This is a genomic window from Ilumatobacter sp. (assembly GCF_965215205.1).
In the GTDB taxonomy this organism is placed as follows: Bacteria; Actinomycetota; Acidimicrobiia; order Acidimicrobiales; family Ilumatobacteraceae; genus Ilumatobacter_A.
In genome coordinates, this window is sequence record NZ_OZ244049.1 from 4,071,543 (window position 1) to 4,089,249 (window position 17,707).

At 64.3% G+C, this 17,707-nt stretch carries 13 protein-coding genes; 7 read left to right on the top strand and 6 right to left on the bottom strand.

The genetic code is table 11. The annotated features are described in order from the left end of the window. Positions 1–246: 246 nt before the first annotated feature. From ACOOHC_RS19145 to ACOOHC_RS19155, 3 genes are read left to right on the top strand one after another with little or no spacing between them, the layout of a single operon-like run. Entirely contained in the window at positions 247–897 is a 651-nt protein-coding gene (locus tag ACOOHC_RS19145; RefSeq protein ID WP_420451961.1) for a type III restriction endonuclease subunit M, read from the top strand. Then, the gene (locus ACOOHC_RS19150) at positions 894–2,555 is read left to right on the top strand and encodes an Eco57I restriction-modification methylase domain-containing protein (protein ID WP_420451962.1); all 1,662 of its coding nucleotides are present in this window, start codon (positions 894–896) and stop codon (positions 2,553–2,555) included. The genes ACOOHC_RS19145 and ACOOHC_RS19150 overlap by 4 nt, the downstream gene beginning before the upstream one ends. After that, positions 2,552–4,957, top strand: coding sequence for a hypothetical protein (locus ACOOHC_RS19155; protein ID WP_420451963.1), 2,406 nt, complete (start codon positions 2,552–2,554; stop codon positions 4,955–4,957). The genes ACOOHC_RS19150 and ACOOHC_RS19155 overlap by 4 nt, the downstream gene beginning before the upstream one ends. Positions 4,958–5,024: 67 nt before the next feature. Here the strand turns inward: ACOOHC_RS19155 and ACOOHC_RS19160 are convergent, their stop codons facing one another. From ACOOHC_RS19160 to ACOOHC_RS19170, 3 genes are all read right to left on the bottom strand, one after another. Beyond that, entirely contained in the window at positions 5,025–6,110 is a 1,086-nt protein-coding gene (locus ACOOHC_RS19160; protein WP_420451964.1) for an ImmA/IrrE family metallo-endopeptidase, read from the bottom strand. 10 nt (positions 6,111–6,120) lie between these two features. Further along, positions 6,121–6,771 (bottom strand): hypothetical protein, encoded by a 651-nt coding sequence (locus ACOOHC_RS19165; RefSeq protein ID WP_420451965.1) that lies wholly within the window; start codon positions 6,769–6,771, stop codon positions 6,121–6,123. A gap of 323 nt (positions 6,772–7,094) precedes the next feature. Then, positions 7,095–7,502, bottom strand: coding sequence for a hypothetical protein (locus tag ACOOHC_RS19170; RefSeq protein ID WP_420451966.1), 408 nt, complete (start codon positions 7,500–7,502; stop codon positions 7,095–7,097). Positions 7,503–7,694: 192 nt separating this feature from the next. Here ACOOHC_RS19170 and mobF point away from each other — a divergent pair, with 192 nt between their 5' ends. Beyond that, positions 7,695–11,999, top strand: coding sequence for a MobF family relaxase (gene mobF / locus ACOOHC_RS19175; protein WP_420451967.1), 4,305 nt, complete (start codon positions 7,695–7,697; stop codon positions 11,997–11,999). 296 nt (positions 12,000–12,295) lie between these two features. Further along, positions 12,296–13,477, top strand: a complete 1,182-nt coding sequence (locus tag ACOOHC_RS19180) for a hypothetical protein (protein ID WP_420451968.1) — start codon at positions 12,296–12,298, stop codon at positions 13,475–13,477. A 167-nt stretch (positions 13,478–13,644) separates the two neighbouring features. Here the strand turns inward: ACOOHC_RS19180 and ACOOHC_RS19185 are convergent, their stop codons facing one another. The 3 genes from ACOOHC_RS19185 to ACOOHC_RS19195 all read right to left on the bottom strand — a co-directional run bounded on the left by ACOOHC_RS19185 (position 13,645) and on the right by ACOOHC_RS19195 (position 15,943). Next, on the bottom strand, positions 13,645–13,821 hold the full coding sequence (locus tag ACOOHC_RS19185) for a hypothetical protein (protein WP_420451969.1): 177 nt from the start codon (positions 13,819–13,821) through the stop codon (positions 13,645–13,647). Positions 13,822–13,958: 137 nt separating this feature from the next. Continuing rightward, positions 13,959–15,230 (bottom strand): IS256 family transposase, encoded by a 1,272-nt coding sequence (locus ACOOHC_RS19190; RefSeq protein ID WP_420451164.1) that lies wholly within the window; start codon positions 15,228–15,230, stop codon positions 13,959–13,961. A gap of 227 nt (positions 15,231–15,457) precedes the next feature. After that, on the bottom strand, positions 15,458–15,943 hold the full coding sequence (locus ACOOHC_RS19195; RefSeq protein ID WP_420451970.1) for a MarR family winged helix-turn-helix transcriptional regulator: 486 nt from the start codon (positions 15,941–15,943) through the stop codon (positions 15,458–15,460). 53 nt (positions 15,944–15,996) lie between these two features. Here ACOOHC_RS19195 and ACOOHC_RS19200 point away from each other — a divergent pair, with 53 nt between their 5' ends. After that, the gene (locus ACOOHC_RS19200) at positions 15,997–16,929 is read left to right on the top strand and encodes an ATP-binding cassette domain-containing protein (protein WP_420451971.1); all 933 of its coding nucleotides are present in this window, start codon (positions 15,997–15,999) and stop codon (positions 16,927–16,929) included. Continuing rightward, complete coding sequence (locus ACOOHC_RS19205) at positions 16,926–17,693, top strand: ABC transporter permease (protein ID WP_420451972.1); 768 nt, start codon at positions 16,926–16,928, stop codon at positions 17,691–17,693. Before ACOOHC_RS19200 ends, ACOOHC_RS19205 begins: the two co-directional genes overlap by 4 nt. Positions 17,694–17,707 lie beyond the last annotated feature (14 nt).

Here is a 17,707-nt window from a genome sequence, read left to right on the forward strand (position 1 = left end):
TCCTCGCACACGGCAGCAGACGACTGCCAAGCGGTATCGATTCCCTCGCCGACTGAGCGATTTCTCAGCGGCCACAGACGAGTGCATCGTCTGCCGTGTTGGATCGATAGCGCCCTGGGAGGTCGACATCGTGAGGCCGTTGCCCCCTGGCCATTGGGCCTCATTGAGGCCGAGCACCTTGAACACGCCAGCCGCACCGAGGTGAGACGTCGGAGTATGCCCGTGTCAGATGCAAGGATGAATGGAATGACCTCGACCACGACCGACGAGCGCCAGCAGGCCGACGAGAGGCGGTCACGGCGAATGGGACGAGAGCAGATCAAGTCTCGAGATCGTGTCCGAGACCTGGCGGAGGTCTACACACACGAGCGCGAGGTCGATGCGATGCTCGCCTTTGTACCGGACATGTTCGAATCGATCGAGTCGACTTTCCTCGAGCCAGCATGCGGAAACGGCAACTTCCTCGTCGAGATCCTCGGTCGCAAGCTCGCGAGCATCGACGAGCAGCGCCATGGCGCCAGCGAGAACTTGTTCGATGTCGCCGTCTTGCGGGCGGCGGCTTCGATCTATGCGATCGACATCAGCGACGAGAACGTAGCGGAGGCCCATGAGCGAATGACCGAAGTCGTTGCATCTGAGTTCGAACGGAGGCGACGCACACCGACCCCGGCGTTCGGGTCGGCTCTCGCCAGCATTCTCGGCGCCAACGTCATCTGCGGTGACGCCCTGAACGGCGCCTCCGAGATCAGCTTCTTCGAGTGGAAGGTCGTCGACGGTGAATCGTTCACTCGAACACCGTTTTCGCTTGAGGAGCCCGAGTTCGACCTGTTCTTCGTGCCACCCGAGCCGCTGGCCCCGATCCACTACACCGACCTCGGTCGAGACGACACTCGATGAGCAGCGAGGAGGCGCCGTCAGCCGAGCCCCGGCACGTACCCGACGTATTGGAGACGCTTGCGCAGCTTCCAAATGACGAGGTGTTCACGCCGCCGAAGCTGGCAAACGCAATGCTTGACATCCTCCCTGACCAGGTTTGGCACGAACCGAAGTTCAAGTGGCTTGACCCGGCGACCAAGTCCGGAGTGTTCCTTCGGGAGGCGTACAAGCGCCTCATGATCGGGCTCGCCGCGTGGCAACCCGATCCCGGCCAACGTCGACGGCACATCCTCCGCAACATGCTGTACGGCTCGGCCATTACGACGCTCTCGGCTGACATTGCGCGCCGGTCGGTGTACCAGACAAAGGATGCGACTGGTGCAAGCGTCGTCGACTCGGCAATTACCGATTGGGTGGTCGAGTTCGGCACCGAGGCAGGGAACATTGAGTATAGCGCCACGGAGCACACGATTGGCAACGACGGACGCTGCGAGATCTGCCGCGCTCCGGAGGCGCTCGTTCGTGACAAGCGAGAGACGTACGCCTACGCGTTCAACCACGGGACCTACCCGACCCAGGAGATGGAAGACATGAAGTTCGACGTGATCGTTGGCAACCCGCCCTACCAGATCAGCGCTGAGGGCACGAACAGAACGATGCCGATTTACCAGCAGTTCGTGGAACGAGCGATCGACATGGACCCGAAGTACGTGCTGATGATCACCCCGTCGAGGTGGTTCACGGGCGGTTTGGGACTCGACGAATTCCGAGACCGCATGATCAACGATCGGCGGCTGGCCAAGGTCGTGGACAACCCGAAGATCTTTGACTGCTTTCCACAGGCGAAGATTCGCGGCGGGGTCTCGTACTTTCTGTGGGACCGTGATCACGACGGTGACTGCGAGGTGTCGACGCGGATCGACGGCACCGTCGTCTCAAGCGCAGTCCGAGACCTGCGAAGAGGGCATGGCGTGCTGGTGAGGGACAACAAGGCGTCGTCGATCGTCGAGAAGGTGCTGGCGAAGGAGCACGAGTCGATTGAGGACTGGTTTCTTCCTCGCTTGGCGTTCAACCAGAACTGGCGGACGAACTACCGCGGTGAGAGCACCGAGCCTGCGGACGGTCGGATTCCACTGATCCATAATAGTGGTATCGGCTACGTGAGAATGCAGGACTTCGAGCGAAACGAAGTCCTCGTCGGAGAATGGAAGGTTCTGCTCCCCATGGCAAGCAGCGGTGACACTGCTCAGGACGAGTCAGGCCGGATCGTTGACGTGGTGCTGGGAGAACCCATTGCGGTGCAACCCGGATCGGTGTGCACTGAGTCATACTTCGTCGCAGGAACGCCGGAGAATCGAGAAGCCTGCCAACACTACGCCCACTACCTCGCGACGAAGTTCGTCCGGTTCCTCGTGCTTCAGCGCAAGTCGACCCAGCACATCACCTCGGATCGCTTCCGGTTCGTACCGGCGCTCACGATGTCGAGGCGCTGGACCGATTCCGATCTGTATGACCGCTTCGGCCTGGACGGCGAAGAGATCGCACACATCGAAGCGTCGATCAAGCCTCGCTCGGTCAATCTCTCGCTCGACTCGCCGGTTCCCGCATCGCACCTGCCGGGGGGCCGTAAGCACAAGGCGACGGGCGGAGCAGCGGACCAAGAAGCCGGGGACGAGTGACCAAGTTCATCTACGCGTACACCCATGTCGGCAACGCGAAACGCTGGAAGCGGTCGACGGGCCAGACCGGCCCGTTTCCTATCAAGGTGGGCGAGACGACGAAGCCAGGCATCGGAAGAGTCAAGCAACAGCTCACCACGGCGTTTCCCGGCTTGGCTGGCGTCGACATTCTCTTTCACTCCGAACCGGCGGAGCGCCCTGACGGTTCGAGCTTTTCGGATCACGATGTCCGGCGGATACTGGCGAGTGCCGGGGTGGTCAGTGCCGGGGGCGAGTGGGTCGAGGCGAACCTCGACGAGGTGCGCGGTGCCATCGTTTCGCTGCAAACCGGGCTGCCGTTCGACCCCGTCCGCATCAACAAGTTCGGAACGCGGAAGGAACAAAAGCAGGCGGTCGCCGAGACCGCCGCCTACTTCCGAGCGAACGAAGGGGACGAACCGAAGTACCTCTGGAACGCCAAGATGCGCTTCGGTAAGACGTTCACGACGTACCAACTGGCACGCGAGATGGGCTGGACGAAGGTGTTGGTGCTCACCTTCAAGCCCGCCGTCCGCAGCCAGTGGCGTGAGGATCTGCTCAGCCATGTTGACTTCGCCGGCTGGCGCTACATCGACCGAGACACGCCGACCACAGACGCCGACGCACTTGTCGACGGCGATGACCCGTTCGTGTGGTTCGCCTCGTTCCAGGACGTCACGGGTCGCACACCCGACGGCAAACCGAAACTGCGAAACGAGACTCTGCACATCGTCGACTGGGACTGCATCGTCATCGACGAGTTTCCCTTCGGCGCAGCCACCGCCACGGCTCGCGAGCTGTATGACCCTCAAGACCCAGCTGAGGCCGAGTTGGCAAGGGTCGTCGACAAGGCGCTGGATCAGTCCAGCGACAATGACGCTGACCTCGTCGCTGTCGATTTCGGACTCAGCACGCGATGCCACCTCCACCTGTCCGGAACGCCGTTCAAGGCGATCACGAACGGCGAGTACTCAGAGGATCAGGTCTTCGATTGGACCTACATCGACGAACAGAGGGAAAAGCAAGCGCACGTGGAGGCGGGGGGCGATAATCCGTACGCATCGCTGCCGCGGATGGAGATGTACACCTACGCGATGGGTGACGCCGCCGGCGCATGGGCCGAGGACGGCGAGTTCGACGGATTCGACCTCAACACGTACTTCGGTGCTGAGAGGAAGGGCGACGAGTACGTCTTCGATCACCCAGACCACGTGAAGTCATGGCTCGATCTCATCCGAGGCAAGAAGCAGATCAAGGGAGCGATCATCGAAGGGACGAAGCCGCCGTTCCCGTATGAGGCGTCGCGGTTCACCGACGGCGTCCGGCACTCGGTGTGGTTCATGCAGGACATCGCCGCCTGCCAAGCAATGGCGACCCTGCTGCGCGCCGACACATTCTTCTCGACATATGAGATCTACGTGGCTGCAGGAACCAACGCCAAGGTCGGTGCCGCTGCGCTCGCACCTGCTCGCAAGGCGATCGCCGACGCAGTTGACGAGGGGAAGAGCGGGTCGATCACCCTGTCTTGCGGAAAGCTCATGACCGGCGTAACGGTGCCTGAATGGTCGTCGATATTCATGCTTCGCTCACTCAAGGCGCCCGAGTCGTACTTTCAGGCCGCCTTCCGTGTCCAGTCTCCGTGGACCGAGGCCGGCGAGATCCTGAAGCAGACAGCATTCATCTTCGAGTTCGATCCGAACCGCGCCCTCAGTCTCGTTGCGCTCTATGGCACCGAACTCGCCAACAACTCACCCGATCGGACCATTACACAGCGCGAAGTGCTCGGGGAGTTGGTGAACTTCCTGCCAATCTTCGCGATCGATGGCGGCCAGATGGAGCGCCTCAACACTGATGCGATTCTCGATTGGGCGCATGGGGGAATCAGCGCCAACTCGCTCGCCCGCAAGTGGCGGTCGGTCGACCTCTACAACCTGAACGGCGTCACCATGGGGCGCCTCCTGGAAGATCCAGACCTCATTGCCGAACTTGAGCAGATCGAGGACTTCCGGAACATCCGTGAGGAGGCAGAGCGGGTCGTCACCGCATCCGACAAGCTCGCTGCGACGAAACGGGCCGGTGGCTCGAAATCTGAACAGCGGAAGCCGAGATCGGAGCTCGCAACCCAGCGGAAGTCGATCCGCGAGAAGCTCAAGAAGGTCAGCGCGAAGGTGCTCATCTTCATGTACGTCACTGACTTTCGCGAGGAGCGTCTGCACCATGTGATCGAGTCTCTCGACACCGAGCTGTTCCTCCGCGCCACGGGTCTGAGCATTGAGGGTTTTCGCAAACTCACCGACGCCGGCGTGTTCGACGTCGGACAAATGAACGATGCGATCCAGAAGTTCCGTTATTTCGAACGCAAGTGCTTGGAGGCCGTCCGCTGACGATCTGATCTCCATCGCAACGGATCGCAGTCCAGAACACGAGTCTTGATCCAGAGTCGCCGGCGTTTCACACGACCCGAAGATGCCCCGACCTCGGCGCCGTCGTCGCTGCTTCCCCGTTGTCGCCCACTTGAACCGGGGCAAGGGAATGGAACATGTTGCGCACGTCGGACTTCCGAAGGTGCAGTTCGCTGGCGATGGAACTCGGTCCGAGTCCCCGAGTCCTCATCGCCTCGAGCACCTGTGTCAACGTGGGACTCGTCTCGGCTGCGATGTCATCTTCGATACGGCGAAGCTTGGCCTTGCTCGCCTCGATCGCAAGGTTGCGGTACTCCCACTCGGTCAGCTGGCCCAGCCGGTACATCTGACGGATGAGCGCAACGGCAGATACCTTCCACCAGACCTTGTGCTCACGAACATCGGCAAGCGATCGGCCATAGACCGGGTTTTTTCGCAGACCTTCCGGCGGCAGAAGGAGTGCTGCGGCGAAGAGGTCTGCCTCGTCCTCCCGACCACGATCGGAAGGCAAGTGGTGCGCACCTGCATGCAACAGGAGATGACCGATCTCGTGGGCAACGTCCCAGCGACGACGTTCCGCCGTGCCGCGAGCATTCAACAGGACGTATGGAATTGCGTCATCCCAGAAGGAGAAGGCGTCCAGGGTCCGATCAGTCACAGCGAGAGCGAACACTCGGACGCCCATGAGCTCAGCCAACTGAATCAGGTTGGGGGCTGGCTGCAGGCCGAGGCCCCACTGCTCGCGAAGGACGCCAGCGGCGATCGTTGGGTCGGAGCCTGCGAGATCGTCAGGCAGCGCCACAGGCTCCATATCGAATCGTTCGCCAATCCAGTTCCCGACGTCGACGGTCATCGAAGCCGCTGCGAGTGCCATGTCTCGCACTCTGGCGGGCATGGATCGAAGCGACCGGAAACTCACGTTGCTGGGCGCAGCCGTTTCGGGAATCGAGAAGAAGTCGGTTGTCACGCCCAACTTGTCGGCGAGCAGCTGCAACGTCTCGGTAGGCGGTGTGTCACCTCGGTTCTCGTAGTCGGCGAGCCGGCGCGAGGTGATGCCGACTTCCTGCGCCAACTTTGTCTTGGTCCAGCCCACGCTGTGGCGCGCCAAGGACAAGCGCGTCGGATTGAAGCTCATTGCGGAGCTGTCAGGCGGACTCACGCCAACGCACCGTCGGCGTCGGAAGATCGGATGCGCCCTCGCTTGGCAACGGCTCTCCACCACCAGGACCCACGGCGGCGATCTGGACCCGCTGCGTCCACCGGACAACGCGACCAGACTTCAGCTCGGCGGGCGCCGCCAGCTCCGCGTGCCAGCCATCGATCTTCACTTCGTGCAGCAGGTGCCACCATGCGACGTCTCCTTCGCTATCAACGACGAAGCCTTCGAACATGTTGCCCTGCACGAACTCTGACGCCACCGGCCCTCGCGAGTACTTGACCTGAGGTGGCTGACCGGCACGACCTGTGCACCCGTCGCCCGCGACCATCGCAATGCCGACCGTGCCATCGGGCGACAGGACAACCCCAGCGCTGTCCAGGGCTGCGACGGTCGGAACGGTCCAGCCGAACTGAGTGAGTCGCAGCCGCAACTCCTCGGTGCCGTCGAGCCACGCACGCAGTCCTCGTGCCGAGGGAGGCGCCATTCGTCCAGGTATGCCGAAGCCGTTGTGCGCGGCACGCAGTGTCGGCAAGAACACTTCGTGTCGGCTCCGCTGCGCGCCGACGATGTGATCGAGCTGACGGTCTGCCGCCGCTCCGGTCAGCAGCGGTGTGGTCGGCGTCGGCGCGATGTCCATGGCCGAACCATATCACCCAGTTTCCGGTTTCTCGCGCATCATTGAGGCGAGAAGAACCGGAAACCAGTTTCAGCGCCGAGACTCCTGCGAACCTCGTCGTTCGACGCTCGGATTCAGTTGGAGCCACGGTGCGGTGGTCGTTGTACGTGCGGGACTGTGCATGTGGAGACAGTGCGAAGAGGCACGCCATGATCGCCCTGCCTCGAGTTCGATCCACTCTTCGTCTCCTTCGGTGTTCGGGCATCTGTGGCTCATCGCAACCGGCTCGCTCCGTTCGCAGAACTGACGGCACATCAGGCAGAGGTAGTCGTAGCTCACCTACCTCAGTTCGGTCGAACGCCTGGACCGGAAGACGGTCCCGGGCACGGCGGTGTGCCAGCGTCTGCACCGGCGACATCAACGATTGGGCCGTTGGCGAGCTTCGATGCGGCACGCACCTTGCTGATGGACCAGCCGATCATCTCCGCCACCGCGCCTGGGTCGGTGACCGCCGTGAGCTCGGCGACGACGTCTGCCTCCTCGCGTTCGAGCTGATCGAGTTCCGCTTCGAGTGCTTTGCGCCGGTCGGCGATGTCGAAGAACTTGCCGCACGCCTTCACCTCGGCGACGTGCCGCTTCTTGAGTCGGTCTCGCGCTTCTCGTTCTCGTGGTGTCTCTGCTCGTCGTGCCAACAGCTTCTCCGATTCCGATGGCCGCGCCAGTCGCCGGCCATACACGAAACCAAGGCCCATCCGGCCGCCGATCGTTACACAGACCCACGGTCCCGAACGCACGCCAACACGCGCGACCCGATCACCCCCCGGTCTACGGACCCGATGGAACCGGCATCGGGCCTGAAATCTCTTGTACACCCGTGCACCGGGTGCTGCACTCGGCCCTCCGGGCCGTAACGCGGGACGCTGCCGCCGGGCCTTGAGGGGGTGATGTTGTCGTTGTGGAAGCTGCGGGTGGGGGCCGAGGACTACTACCTCGACCAGGTCGCCAAAGGGCTCGATGACTACTACTCGGGCGCCGGGGAGACATGCGGACGGTGGATCGGACGAGCCTCATCGGCGCTCGGACTCGACGCCGCTGTCGACGCTGACGGTCTCCGTGCGGTGCTCGCCGGGCTCGCTCCCGGGACCGGGCTGACGCCGAACGACGAGCAGGTCCGCACCTTCAAGAATCGCGTCCCGGGGTTCGATCTGACGTTCTCGGCGCCGAAGTCGGTATCGATCCTCTACGCCCTCGGCGACCCACTCGTACGGTCCGAGGTGGTCGCTGCGACCGACACCGCGGTGACCGAAGCGCTCGCCTGGCTCGAACGCGAAGCGTGCTTCGTGCGGCGCGGGTCGAACTACCGGTCGACGAAGACACCGGCGTTCGAGAAGTGGGGAACCCGTCGACTCCCAGGCCGAGGGTTCATCGCCGCGCAGTTCCGGCACCGCACAAGCCGCCTCGGCGACCCACAGCTCCACTCCCATGTGCTCGTCGCGAACCTCACCCAGGGGCCCGACGGACGCTGGACGGCGCTCGACGGGCAGGCGCTCTACCGGTCCAAGATGGCCGCCGGCTCTGTGTATCGCAGCGTGCTCAGACATGAGTTGTCGAAGCGGCTCGGTGTCGAGTGGGGGCCGGTCCACAAAGGTCTGTCCGAGATCGCCGGCATCCCGTCACGGGTACGCAAGCTGTTCTCGAAACGGCGCAGCGAGATCGAGACCGAACTCGCCCGCACGGGCCGAACAGGGCCTGCTGCAGCGGACGAAGCGTCATTGGACACCCGCCCCACGAAGACCGAAGCCGACCCCGAGATGCTCGACGAACGCTGGCTCGCCGAGGCCGCCACCGTCGACTACGGACCCGGCGACATCGACCAACTCCTCGCCCACGGCCGAGGCCGGCAAGCGGCCGAGATCGGCGAACGGCCGCTCACCGCGGACACCCGGATCGCGGTCCGCAGCGTCGATCGCCACACCGGCGAGGTCCACGAAGAACACCTGTCGATCGCCGACATCGCCTCACGGATCGGTCGCGAACTGCCGCGCACCGATGCAGTCACGTCGCGGTTCGACGTCCAGAACGCCGTTGCGGACCTGCTCACCAGCGCCGGGTCGGTCCGGCTCCTCGAACGGCTCACCGACGCCGTACTCGCCCATTCCGAGCTCGTCCCGATGCCGACCAACGGGGAGACGACCGCCGGGTGGGAGGAGACGTGGACCACCCGAACGCTCGCGGATGCTGAAGCCGAACTCGTCGAGATGTTCACCGCCGACCCCGGCACGCCGGTGGCTGCCATCGATCCCGACGTGGTCGAGCGCGTACACGCGCAGATGGCGGCGGCAGGCCGTTCGCTGGGTGCGGATCAGGTCGACACGGTTCGTCGGCTCGCCACCCAGGGGCTCGGTGTCGAAGCGGTCGTCGGCAAGGCCGGGACCGGCAAGACGTACACGATGAACGCTGTCCGTCACGTGTTCGCCGCGGCGGGGTTCGAGGTGATCGGCGCATGCCCGACCGCCCGCGCCGCACGCGAACTCAGCGACGGCGCCGGGATCGAGTCGTTCACGATCGACAAGCTCCTCGCCCACGGCACCATCGGTCGACGCCACGTGCTCATCGTCGACGAGGCCGCGATGGTCGCCACCCTGAAGCTCCACGAACTCGTCGGCCGCGCCCGGCGAGCCGGGGCGAAGGTGATCGTCGTCGGCGACCACCACCAGCTCCCCGAGATCGAAGCCGGCGGCAGCTTCAAGCGCCTCCTCGACACCGTCGGCGACCACCGCTGCGAACTCACGATCAACCGCCGCCAACGCCACGAATGGGAACACGCCGCCCTCGACCACCTCCGAAACGGCGATATCACCACCTTCTGGAAGACCTACCTCGACCACGACCGAGTCGTGCTCGACGAACACCATAGCGACGTCCAACAGGCCGCGATCGCCGACTGGTTCAACGCCTACCGGCACGGGTCGAACGCGCACATGCTCGCCGGCACCAACGCCGAAGTCGACGTCCTCAACGACACCGCACGCGACACCGCCATCGCCGCCGGACTCATCACCGGCCCCACGATCACCATCGACCACAACCCGTTCCAGGTCGGCGACCGCGTCGTGCTCACCAAGAACGCCGGCAGCCAACTCGACCTCGACACCAGCCGACCGGCACGCGTCGACAACGGAATGATCGCCACCATCACCCACATCGACCACACCGCACGCAGAATCGACATCGAACTGGTCAACGGACGCAGCCTCCGACTCGACACCGCCTACCTCGACGCCGGCCACGTCGCCTACGGCTACGCCACCACCTTCCACAAAGCCCAAGGCCTCACCTGCGACGACGTGTTCGTCGTCGGCCCCGCCGGCATGTACCGCGAATCCGGCTACGTCGCCCTCTCCCGCGCCCGCAACGAAGCCCACCTCTACGCCACCACCAAAGACGCCGCCACGATCGGCGAACGCGGACACTCCACCGGCATCCCACTGCCCTCCGAACACGCCGGCGACCCCGAAGCCGACATGGTCGGCACCCTCGGACTCTCCAAGGCCAATCAGTTCGCGACCGCCGACCACCCCGACCTCACCCGCATCGCCGACCTCGCCCACACCCGCACGATCGGACAGCTCACCGACCGCCTCGCTCACATCAACCGCACCTGTGCCCAACTCCGCCGCGACGGCCACACCGACCCGACCCGCGCCGTCGAACGCCTCGACCGAGCTATCAGGCACCGCTCGCTCATGCACGAAGGAGGCCGCGTCAACGCCCTCGACCGCGACAACATCGGCGTCGTCGACCACCTCCTCGACCACTGCGGCGCCGCCCACGTCCGCTTCACCACAAGCGACGGCGCCCGCACCTACAGCAAGGTCATCGAATGGCACGACTTGCGCCCCATCGACGAGCCCGACCCGGCACCGCTCACCGACACCGCCACCCGATACCTCACCGAACTCGACGAAGTCCTCACCGGCGAACTCTACGAATGGGAACGCGCTCTCGGCATACACGGCATCAGCACCGGCGAACGGCGACTCGTCGAAGCCGCCATCGAACACCGCCGACGCCAACAAGTCCATGCCCTACGAGCCACCCCACCGGAATGGCTGCGCTGGTGGGTCGGCGACCGCCCCGACGACCCCATCGGCGCCGCCGTGTACGACGAACACCTCGCCGACCTCGCCGCCTACCGCGACACCCACCACATCAGCGATCACGTCGCCGGCTACGGACCTCGACCCGACCACCCCGACCTCGTCGACGAGTGGAAACGACTCGTCGACGCCGCACTCGAAACCCGGACGTGGCTCGCCATCCACCAACCCGACCTCGAGCCAGAGCACGTCGACCCCATTGCGCTCGACGACGCCCGGGCCCGCATCGACGAACTCGACGCCCTCTTCGCCACCGCCCCACCCGACGTCCAACAACTCATCGACGACATCACCCACGATCCCGAACTCGACCCCAACGAACGCCAGACCCAACTCGCGGATGCAACCCGGCGCCAGCAGGCCCGCGCCGATTGGATCCTCGAACACTGGCCGCACGTCATCGAACACCTCGAACTCACCGCCATCAGCGAGCCCGCCGGTCTCCTCGACCACTGGCCGATACGACTCCCTGCCCCGGTCCAGCACCTCCACGATCAACTCGTCCAGCTCGCCGTCGACGACCCCGAACCACGCACCCTGCACGACCTCGACCAAGCCCGCTACGAAGCCAGCCCCGGAGCCCAAGCCGCCGCCCACCGCGCCGAGCTCGACACCAACCACCGCCACATCGACGAGCTCCGCACCGACGCAGCGAACGACCCGGCCGGCATCGAGATCGCCCGACAAAACATCGACCGACTCCGAGAACGCAACCGGGACCTGCGCAGGCTCATCGATCACAACGAGATGCTGCAGACCTTCATCGACTGGGGCGACTCACCCAGCCCCGAACTCGACGCCGCCATCGCCCGCCGAACCCGTCACCTCGCCCACACCGCCATCACCACCCACGCACCCTGGGTCGCCCGACTCACCGAACAAGCCCACGACGCTGACCTCACCATCACCGCCGACAAACTCATCCATCTCGTACAAGACGTCGCCGCCTACCGAGAACGCGCCGCCATCACCGGGCGCGACCCGCTCGGCGACCGCCCCGCCTGGGACCACCCCCTCGCCGCCACCCACGACGACTTCGCCGAACGACTCCAGCTCGATCCACCCGCGATCGACTTGACGATGTGCTGACGAGTTCGAGGTGCGCCCTGGTCACGGAGCACACCAGGTGCAACGTCGCTGGCTGTCGGCTGCGAAGCGAGATCGATCCCGACTATCGATCACTACGACGGACTAGCGAAATTCTTAGTCCTGGCTAGGTTTCGTTAGGGATGGCCTACTCGGGTTTCGCAGTTGCGAGGCCCGACCGGACTGTCGGGTACATAACCCCTGGTAGTCGGGTTGGTGGAATCCGGAACGGTGCGACATAGCTCGTCGTCACACCCCTGAACGACGCTTATACACGCCATTATACTATGCTCTGGGATGTGGTGGCGCTGAACCCGTTCACACCCGGCTGGGGAGAGAGCCCACCCGTGCTCATCGGGCGCGACGCCGTCCTGGAAGCATACGCCACCGCGCTGGACCCCGACCTCGATCGACATCGCCTCCGGCGATCCCATCTCGTGGGCCCACGCTCGACGGGCAAGACCGTCATGTTGGAGGCGATCGAGCGGATCGCCGGCCACAACGGATGGCACACCGTCTCGGTCGACGCCGGGACACGAACAAGCGGACTCGGCGAGCGGATCATTCGCGAGCTGCGCAAGATCGTGGAACGCGAGAACCCACCGGGCCGCCGTGCGACCGGTGGGTCCGCAAGTGTGCTCGGCGTTGGCGGGTCGGTGTCATGGGCGAATCCGGCCGAGTTCGACTGGGGCGACCTGCGATCGAGTCTCGAGTTCGTCACCGACACCTTCGAAACCGGACTCCTGGTGACCGTCGATGAGATCCACGAGGGCACCCGCGACGAGATCCACGAACTGGGCAACGCCTTTCAACACCTCACTCGCAAAGGTCATCGAATCGCGATCGTGATGGCCGGTCTGCCGGTCAACGCCGAGTCCGAGCCCACGTTCCTTCGCCGCAGCCACAAACCGGACTTCGATCTGTTCGTCGACGACACCGCGATCCGTGCCGGGCTCGAGCAGACCGGTCGGCTCGAGGGCTGGAGGTTCGAGCCCGATGCACTGGTGCGCGCCGTGCGCCACGCCGCCGGGGTGCCGTACATGATGCAACTCGTCGGCTACGAGTCCGTGGAACGCGCACTTCAGGGCCAACGCCACATGATCACCCGCGACGACGTCGCCGACGCCGCCACCGCTGCCATTCGCGAGTACGCGTCCTCGGTCAGCGCCAAGCTCGACGTCACACGCGGGCAACTGCGCTACCTGGTCGCGATGGCAGTCGATGACGGACCGTCGCCGACTGGCACCGTGGCCAAACGACTCGGCATCAGCGCTCAACACGCGAACGTCTACCGCGACCAGCTCATCAAAGCCGACGTCATCGAAGCAACGCGTCGCGGCTTCGTCAACTACACCGATCACTGGATGCGCGCGGTGCTTCGCGCCGTTCCCGGCTACGACCAGTTCGCCGTCGTCGAATCTGAGCCGACACGGGTCGGATTCGATGCCACCCAGGAACCCCCACGAAGCTTCGAGCGCTGAGCGAACACACCCGGTCGCCTCGCGAGAATCCCGCTTCGACAACGCTCCCGTCGTCACGCCCCACTGGAAGGCGCTCTTCCCGCCATCAGTTCATCGAGGAGACCCGCAACCGGATCAGACTCCGCGAGGACGCGTAGGACGACGTACTCATCGACGACGATCACGACTCAGGCGTCGCGCAAGTCCGGGTCGACCTCACCGCGCCGCCGGAATTCGTCTCCGAACTCCGATGTCGAGGTCAGCCGAGCGATGATCTCGTCGTCGGCCGGATTCGACACGAGCACACCGGTCTCGTACAGCTCGTCCAAGATCTCCTGGCGGCTCTGCCGAACTGCGTTCGTCATGCCCCCATTCTGCCCGATTCCTGCAGATGCGCAAGCCGCCGTGTCACCAACGACCTCGTCGTCGGTGGACCGAAAGGGACTGTCAGATCGTTGGTGTAACTGACCTGGCTCATGGTTGTTGTTGGGATCTTAGGGCCTTAGAAGAGGCGGCCTTCGAAGGTGATGGCGAAGGCGTTGAGGGCGGGCTTCCAGCGGTTCATCCAGCGTTCCTGGCCGGTGCCTTTCGGGTCGAGCGACCGCACGACCATGTAGAGGCATTTGAGCGCTGCTTGCTCGTTGGGGAAGTGACCGCGTGCCCTCGTTGCTCGCCGGAACCGGGCGTTCAACGACTCGATCGCGTTCGTCGAGTAGATGACCCGGCGGATCTCCGGTGAGTAGTCGAGGAACGGCACGAACTCGGCCCACGCGTTCTTCCAGAGCGACTGGATCGCCGGGTAGCGGTTGCCCCAGATGGTGTGGAACTCGTCCAATCTCGCTGCGGCGTCGGCTTCGTTGACGGCGGTGTAGACGGGTCGCAGATCGCGTGCCATCTTGTCCCAGTCGGCGCGGCTGGCGAGGCGGAAGGTGTTGCGGATCAGGTGCAGCACACAGGTCTGCACGATCGCCAACGGCCAGGTCGCCTCGATCGACTCGGGCAGGCCTTTGAGTCCGTCGCACACGACGATGCAGGCGTCTTCGACGCCGCGGTTCTTGATCTCGGTGAGCACCTGCAACCAGTACTTGGCGCCCTCGCCACCGGTGCCGACCCAGAGGCCGAGGATGTCGCGTTGACCGTCAACGGTGACACCGATCGCCGCGTACACGGGCCGGTTGGCGACTTGACCGTCGCGGATCTTCACGACGATCGCATCGATGAAGATGACCGGATAGACGCGGTCGAGCGGCCGGTTCTGCCACTCGGCCAACTCGCCCAGGACCCGGTCGGTGATCTTCGAGATCGTCTCGCGGGAGATGTTCGTCGAGTACACCTCGGCCAGATGGGCTTCGACCTCACCAGTCGTCAAACCCTTCGCCGTCAAGGAGATGACCATCGAGTCGACCCCGTCGAGCCGGCGCTGGTTCTTGCGCACCGTTTCAGGCTCGAAGCTGCCGTCACGATCGCGTGGCACCTCCAGCTCGATCGGGCCGATCTCGGTGATCACCGTCTTCGAACGTGTCCCGTTGCGACTGTTGCCACCGTTGCGGCCCTCGACGGCGTGTTTCGGATAGCCGAGATGTTCTTCCATCTCGACCTCGAGACCCGTCTCGAGGACCTGCTTCGTGAGATCGCTCAGCAGCCCGCCGGGGCCGACGAGATTCCGCCCGTCCGATCGTGCCTGGTCGACGAGCTGCTCGGCAAGCGACCGATCTGGCCGCTCCTCGCTTGTCTCATCCGACGGTGTCACCACCGCCACATCATGGTCTGTCATCGTTGTCTGTCCTTCCGGCCAAGCGAGTCGCTCAGCGTTTCAGGCCAGACCAGTTACACCGCGGATCTGACAGTCCCGACCGAAACGAAACCGCGTGGGCCGCAGCAGAGGTGCCCGTAGCAAATGCACAGGATCCAACGCTCCGTATGCCGAGGCGGGCCTAGCGAAAGTAGCTGCGTGCCCTTTGCTGGCCGTCGGTGGCTCTCGGTGCGTTCGGCGTGCAGCGTTCAGGTCGGCGTGGTGTAGGTCTCGTAGGCGTCGGTGACGGCGCGGAGGTATGAGGCGATCGTGGCGGCTTCGGATGGGGTGTAGTTGTCATCGATCGCAGTGAGCGCATCGAAGAGCGGTTGCAGGGTTCTGAACATTTCGGCCGTGGCGTGTTCTGTGACGTTGATCTGTTTGCGTCGCCGGTCGCTGGGGTGTGCGCGTCGTTCGACGTGGCCGGCGTCTTCGAGTCGGTCGATCAGCACGGTTGCTGACGCGGTGGAAATTCCGAGGATGGATGCGAGGTCGGCGGGCCCGAGTTCGGGGCGTTCGGCGAGGTGTTCGAGGGCGCTGACGTCGCGGGTCCCCATCTCCATCTGCTCGGCGATGTGTCGTTGAACGTTGTTGTAGTTCCACAGCAGCGACCGCAGCGCCCACGACAGGTCGGTGCCGTCGGTTTGCGTGCGCTCGAATTCGGCGCGTTCTTCAGCTGAGGTTGCTTTCGCCATTCGGATAGCTTAGCTTCTCTGGTCACTAGACCGTCTAGCTACTAGGAGAGCGAATGAGTTTGGCAATCGAAACGAGAGAGCTGAGCAAACGGTACGGCGAGGGCGACGATCTCGCCGTTGACGCAGTGACTCTCCGCGTCGACCGAGGCGAGATCTACGCACTGCTCGGCCCGAACGGTTCGGGCAAGTCAACGTTCGTCAAGATGCTCGTGACGCTGTTGGCGGCCACGAGCGGGTCAGCACGGGTGGCGGGCATCGATGTCACGATGGATCCCGAAGATGTGCGTTCCTCGATCGGTGTCACTTTGCAAGATGTTGGTGTTGACCCGGTGCAAACTACGCAGGAGCTCCTCGTCGCTCAGGGTCGGCTGTCGGGTCTCGACCGGGCCTCGAGTCGCGAACGCGCAAGTGAACTGCTGGACGTGGTTGGCCTTGGATCGAAGGCCGATGATCGAGTGAAGACCTTGTCCGGAGGTCAACGTCGACGCCTGGATCTGGCGTTGAGCTTGGTACACGAGCCGTCGATCCTGTTCCTCGATGAACCCACCACGGGCCTCGACCCGAGCGCCCGTCGCGATCTGTGGCGAGAGATCCGCCGACTCGCCGACGCCGGCACCACGATCTTTCTGACCACTCAGTATCTCGAGGAGGCCGATCAACTCGCCGACCGCATCGGGATCTTGCGGGCCGGGAAACTGATCGAGGAAGGAACCGCACCCGAACTCAAGGACCGCCTCGGCCGCCAACAGATTGTCGTGGGAGTCGATGACGTCGACAAGGCGTTGGAATTGCTCGCGCAATGGGCCACCGAGGCCGACGGCGACACGGTTCGTGTCGAGGTCGACAACGTTGCGCGTTCGATCCCGCAGATCGTGTCGCTGCTCGCCGGCGGAGGCGTCGACGTTGCCGAGGTGCGCTCGGAGTCCTCGACCCTTGACGACGTGTTCGAGCAACTCACCAACGACGCAGAGGCGGTGGCGGCATGAACGCACTCAGCCAGACCATCACACTGTCGGGATCGCTGTTCCGTCGCGTGCTGCGAACTCCCGAAGCGACCTTGCCGAACCTGGCGATCTCGGTGTTCTTCTTGTTCGTTTACGACGGGCTCCTCGGCGGGTCCGACGACGTGCAACGTCTCACCGGCGGCGACTACCTCGCGTTTGTGTTGCCACTGCCGATCCTCACCGCAGCGGTCGGTGGATCGCTCGCCGGCCAGCTCCTCGTCGAAGACATCCAGTCCGGCTACTACACCAGACTCCTCACGTCGTCGGTCAAACGATCCGCAATCGTGGGAGCCCCCGTCGCAGTCGCGTCACTTGCCGTGCTGTTCCAAGTCGCCGTCATCATCGCCATCGGACTCGTCCGCGGCGTCGACCCCGCCACCGGCATCGCCGGCCTCGGCGTCGTGCTGGCCATCTCGCTGCTGTGGGGGATCGGCTTTGCCTCCTACACCGTTGCGCTCAGCCTCATCACCCGCAACGCCGCCGCAGTTCAGAGCGCCAGCTTCGTGTTCTTCCCGTTCCTGTTCATGGCACCGGCGTTCCTGCCACGCGAAGAACTCCGCGGGTGGCTCGAGACCGTCGCTACCTACAACCCCGTCACCTACATCATCGAAGGCATGCGCTCCCTGCTCATCGGCGGCTGGGACACCACCGACGTCACCGCCGCCATCGCCGCAGCCGCAGCACTCGCCGCCATCACCACGACCTGGGCGATCCGCACCGCCATCGCCGCCACCTCCCGAACCTGACCACCCACGAAAGG